The sequence below is a fragment of the Pseudomonas sp. HMWF032 genome (genome assembly GCF_003060885.1).
GTDB lineage: Bacteria > Pseudomonadota > Gammaproteobacteria > Pseudomonadales > Pseudomonadaceae > Aquipseudomonas.
This window is the reverse complement of sequence record NZ_QAIG01000002.1, coordinates 182538-185743: the sequence shown is the minus strand read 5'-3', so window position 1 is coordinate 185743 and position 3206 is coordinate 182538. Positions and strand designations below refer to the sequence as shown.

Annotated in this window: 4 protein-coding genes; 2 read left to right on the top strand and 2 right to left on the bottom strand. The window is 52.4% G+C overall.

Going from position 1 to position 3206, the window contains the following annotated elements:
* Together DBR00_RS20500 and DBR00_RS01610 are read right to left on the bottom strand one after the other, a co-directional pair.
* Nucleotides 1–254 (bottom strand): hypothetical protein (locus DBR00_RS20500; protein WP_146180654.1); only part of this gene is annotated, 254 nt, incomplete at its 3' end.
* Nucleotides 251–838 carry a restriction endonuclease subunit S gene (locus DBR00_RS01610; RefSeq protein WP_108489913.1) on the bottom strand — a complete coding sequence of 196 codons (588 nt, stop codon included), beginning with the start codon at nt 836–838 and terminating at the stop codon, nt 251–253. The genes DBR00_RS01610 and DBR00_RS20500, both read right to left, overlap by 4 nt.
* A gap of 1481 nt (nt 839–2319) precedes the next feature.
* Between DBR00_RS01610 and DBR00_RS01600 the strand changes: the two genes are divergently transcribed.
* Both DBR00_RS01600 and DBR00_RS01595 read left to right on the top strand, forming a co-directional pair.
* The gene (locus DBR00_RS01600) at nt 2320–2691 is read left to right on the top strand and encodes a hypothetical protein (protein WP_108538003.1); all 372 of its coding nucleotides are present in this window, start codon (nt 2320–2322) and stop codon (nt 2689–2691) included.
* A 39-nt stretch (nt 2692–2730) separates the two neighbouring features.
* Nucleotides 2731–3102: a hypothetical protein gene (locus DBR00_RS01595; protein WP_108489915.1), complete on the top strand. Its 372-nt coding sequence runs from the start codon at nt 2731–2733 to the stop codon at nt 3100–3102.
* Nucleotides 3103–3206 lie beyond the last annotated feature (104 nt).

Genomic DNA, 3206 nt, shown 5'->3' with positions numbered 1-3206 from the left:
CCCCCCAACACCCCATCAGCAAAAACAGAAAACTCAATCAAAGAGTTACAAGCACTATTTTCATCAGAAAAAAAACCGAAGGAACGAGGAAATTTTTCATCACTCAAACCCCACCCCCTCGACACATCCAGATAACTCAATAAAAAAACAACAACAGTAAAATCTCTGTAATCAGAGTAATCCAATCCCTCTTTTGAACCAAACTCACTCAAAATTCTAAAAAAGTCATCTTTATGTACCAAAGATAAAATCATATACCCTCCACCATATCTAAACACACCTGCTCCGCCAAGTCAGAACCATTTACGACCAACTGCTCTAAAACCTTTTTCCGCCTCAACCAGTTATTATATATCTTCGAAACCTTATCCTGCACATAAAAATCCGGAACAGGAATGTTAAAGCCAGCTAAATCCTTTAGCCCAATATGCGTCTGAACAGACCCAACTCTATAACTGGACAACCTAGATCTGCCAATCTCAGAGTTCAGATACCACAAAAGATACTCAACCCTTATAATCTCCGGAATCACCCTTATAACAGCAACCTGATTAATAGTAATAGTCGGAATATCATCCACTCCATAGCAGACCATAGCCTCAAACCGCCCTCCACGGAGCGGGATTAATATATCGCCATCCTGTAGCAAATTATCACCAACCTTACTTTGCTCTATTGCAGCAAAAGGAATATTAGTAAAATCCGCCCCAACCTCTCGAATATCCTTTATTTGTATTAGTTTTACACCACTTGCCTTTTCCGGATCATCCGCTTTACCGCGAAAGGTTTGCCCTGCCCTTACCCTCGCCAAATCCGACAAAACCTTATTGCTTACCATCTAGTTAGCCCCCGTATCAGTTCCAATTTTTAGCTGCAAGCTCCTCACCTCAGGTGAGCCGACCATGCCTGTTGATGCATGCTCTACATTCAACTGCAGCACAGGCGCACACCAGAGCCACAGCATCGTGACCATGCATTTTTTCCAAACCTTAGAACGTTTACCTTTCTTAGCCATTTATCACCCCCAGCCTCTGCAGTACAATTGCGTACTGCTCACGAGGTGCGAGAATAAGCTCGCTTGTCGCAACCGTCAAGCAGTACATCATCGTACTGCACATATTTCTTTCAGCATATCGGAAAAAGGGGACAGATTTATTTTCTACGTCGCCCTCGTCTACTGGTTTCGGCTTTACGCCGAGTCACTTGACTCGCTGCGCTCGCCCTTCGGGCCAGCCTACGGCTGTTACTACGCTTCGCTCCGTATCTCTTTACTCGCGCAGAAAGTAACCAAAGAGAAAGCGCGCCCGACATCCGGGACTAGGCGTCCCCGTTATGCTGCGCTCAACTCCCCTCGCTCCGGCGCTGCTCCGAGGGTCGGCGTGACGGGCCATCCATGGCCCGGCACGCCTCGTTTGGCATCCATGCCAAACGCCCCTCTCCACACCACCTCCACTCGGCCTCCTGACGGGATTCGGAGACCGCGTTGTTTGGGCGAATTGCGGAAGGTAAAAGCGAAGCTTGCACAGCTTGATTAGCTAGCTCGTAGGATGGGTTGAGCGCAGCGATACCCATCAAGCGAACAGCCCGACGACTCCGGGCCTGCGGTTCAATATCGATTTATCAAGCGCGCCATCTCCCCCGTTCAGCAGGCCGAGTGGAATCGTTGTGGAAGGGAGTGAGCCGCATGGATGCGGCGAGAGGGCTGGGCGCCACCGCGATAAAGGGCCAGGGACGGCCCTTGTACGCCGGCCCCTGGAGCAATGATGGAGTGAGGGAAGTTTCGCGCAGCGAAACCCGGATGTCCGGGGCGTGTTTCTTTTGCTTACTTTTCTTTGCACGAGCAAAGAAAAGTGAGGCGCCCGAGGGGGCGCAACACGCTGGAACGAACACAACCGATATAGCGGTCAACCACCATTCCAGAACACCAAACCCCCAGCCAGTAGCCCGGACAGCCGCCTCAACGGTGGATGAATAAAGCGCCATCCACCCTACGCGCAGCATCCGTAGCCAGTAGCCAGAACAACCGCCCCCAAGGTCGGGCAATGTGACGGCCCACTGATTGTCACTGCAATGCCGTTGAATATTTCTAACGGCCTAGTTAGATTCGATCTCGCTGCAAAAGTGTTGCAAAGGATTGCAAATACAAAACGACGCCGGAATGCGCTCGCGAGTACCTGCAAACCCTCCCGAATATCGCCACACCTGCCACCCATCCGTGGCTTTTGTTGTGAACTGAGTTCAGCGTCTGTTTAACACGAGCGGCCTGTTTCTGAACGCTCCTGGCTACTCGCCCCCCCAATGCACAAGGACAACTGCATTATGACGGCCCTCTTCGCTCGGAAATATCGCGCCACCACTGCCAATCTGCTTCGCTGCACCATCGTGCTGGGCCTCGCCAGCGCCATCAGCGCCTGTAACTCCGCTGAGTCCGAAGTCCAGAAGGTCGTCATCGACAACCTGCTGGTGAGGGACGTCTACAAGTTTGGCGAATTCACCGAAGTCAATGGTCTCGGTGCCTGCCAGACCGTCAATAGCGTGACAGCAGACGGCCGGGATACCGGCGACATGCAGGCCTTCGTCATCAAGAAAGATGGCGCCTGGCACTTTGGGCGGTTCGTCAGCTCCACGCACGAAGAATGTGTCACGGCAGTCGAGGAATTAACCGACGAGATTCTCGCCAATCAAGGCTGAGCCAACGCCTGAACCCACAGCAAATCTCTGGAGAATAAAATGCGTACCCATTTTCTAAAGTTAAGCCTGATCGCAGCCATGGGCCTGCTGGCTGCGTGCGGCGCCTCGCCGCGCACACCGCAACAACAGATCACCAGCCAAATCCCGCAGAGCAGCCCCCTAGCCAAGATCCAACCGGGCATGTCCATGCGACAGGTACACGACTTGATTGGACAACCCACCGACAGCTACAACAGCATGACCGGCAAAATGTTCATCCCGTTCTATTTCGGCAATGACGCCGTGCGCATGGAGGAGCTGTACAAAGGTCAGGGCCGCATTACTTACACCGGCGTCGGCGCGATGGGGGCGAGTTATAACGTCTACCAGATCACCTATGATGCAAATGAAGATGGCTACAACAACCGCTGATCCAGCGCTCCCGTAAAGCCAAAGCGCCCGGGGTAATCGGGGACAGAGCACGATTCATAACGGCCCCGTATTACCCTTTTCGCCCTTACGGCGAAGCGAATCAA

Excerpts from the sequence above, each read along its gene's own strand:
- DBR00_RS01610 (WP_108489913.1), bottom strand. The coding sequence starts at position 838 with ATGGTAAGCAATAAGGTTTTGTCGGATTTGGCGAGGGTAAGGGCAGGG.
- DBR00_RS01600 (WP_108538003.1), top strand. The coding sequence starts at position 2,320 with ATGACGGCCCTCTTCGCTCGGAAATATCGCGCCACCACTGCCAATCTG.
- DBR00_RS01595 (WP_108489915.1), top strand. The coding sequence starts at position 2,731 with ATGCGTACCCATTTTCTAAAGTTAAGCCTGATCGCAGCCATGGGCCTG.